General features: G+C 61.8%; 2 protein-coding genes and 1 tRNA gene (1 of these 3 running past the window's edge). 2 read left to right on the forward strand and 1 reads right to left on the reverse strand.

Features of this window, described 5'->3' with window-relative positions:
* On the forward strand, window positions 1-548 hold a 548-nt coding region (locus tag ACOVQ0_RS12775), incomplete at its 5' end, for a 5-formyltetrahydrofolate cyclo-ligase (protein WP_421885020.1).
* The gene (locus ACOVQ0_RS12780) at window positions 545-775 is read left to right on the forward strand and encodes a DUF2842 domain-containing protein (protein ID WP_421885021.1); all 231 of its coding nucleotides are present in this window, start codon (window positions 545-547) and stop codon (window positions 773-775) included. The genes ACOVQ0_RS12775 and ACOVQ0_RS12780, both read left to right, overlap by 4 nt.
* An 81-nt stretch (window positions 776-856) precedes the next feature.
* Here ACOVQ0_RS12780 and ACOVQ0_RS12785 read toward each other — a convergent pair.
* Window positions 857-878, reverse strand: a tRNA-Asp gene (locus tag ACOVQ0_RS12785); it runs 155 nt beyond the window's last position.

Raw genomic sequence — 878 nt, forward strand, 5'->3', positions numbered from 1 at the left:
GGCGCAATGCCCACGTGGCGTCGCTCGATCCGCGCGTAAAAGCCCTGATGTTCCGGCGGCCTCCAACGCCGGTAATCGCAATGGTGCCCGAAGGCGCGACGGTGGGGGTCTATCTTGCCGGTCCCTCAGAAGCTCCGGCAACCGCCTATGCGCAGGTGTTTCATGAGGCGGGGCACAAGGTTGCGCTGCCGTGGTTTGCCGACCGCTCGTCGCCAATGCTCTTTCGCGAATGGGATTCGCCCTGGGTGGACGACCTGCTGGTAAAAGGGCCGTGGAAAGGCATCGCACAGCCTGCTGCCGATGCCGAAAAAGTGGTGCCTGATGTGCTGTTCGTACCTCTTGTAGGTTTCAGCGCAGAGGGCGGGCGCCTTGGGCAAGGCGGTGGCCATTATGATCGCTGGCTGGCGGCGCATCCGACCGCTCTACCGATTGGCCTTGCCTGGGATTGCCAGCTTGTCGATCGCTTGCCGCGCGAAGCACACGACCGTCCGCTCCATGCCGTGGTAACGCCCACGCGAATCTACGGGCCTTGGGAGATTGCCGCATGACACAACCGGAAAAGCCCGAGTGGAAGCCGACATGGCGCAAACCGGTGGGCATACTCGCGCTGGTGATCGCGTTGTGTGCCTACATGTTCGCTGTCGCTTCAGCGTCGACGATCATCGGCGGATGGCATGTCCTGCTACAGACGCTGGTCTACATCGTGCTGGGCACGATCTGGTTGCTGCCGCTTCGGCGCTTCCTGATCTGGATGGAAACCGGGCGCTGGGGGTGAACGCGTATCGGTAACACCGGCGCAATCAGACTGCTCCCCGAAGGGATTGATCAGTTCAATTCTGTGAGGAAATTCCCAAGGTGGCGCGAGTGACGGGACTTGA

Source organism: Novosphingobium sp., from assembly GCF_049240505.1.
Taxonomy (GTDB): domain Bacteria; phylum Pseudomonadota; class Alphaproteobacteria; order Sphingomonadales; family Sphingomonadaceae; genus Novosphingobium.

Coding starts and splice junctions, on each gene's coding strand:
- ACOVQ0_RS12780 (WP_421885021.1), top strand. CDS start 545: ATGACACAACCGGAAAAGCCCGAGTGGAAGCCGACATGGCGCAAACCG.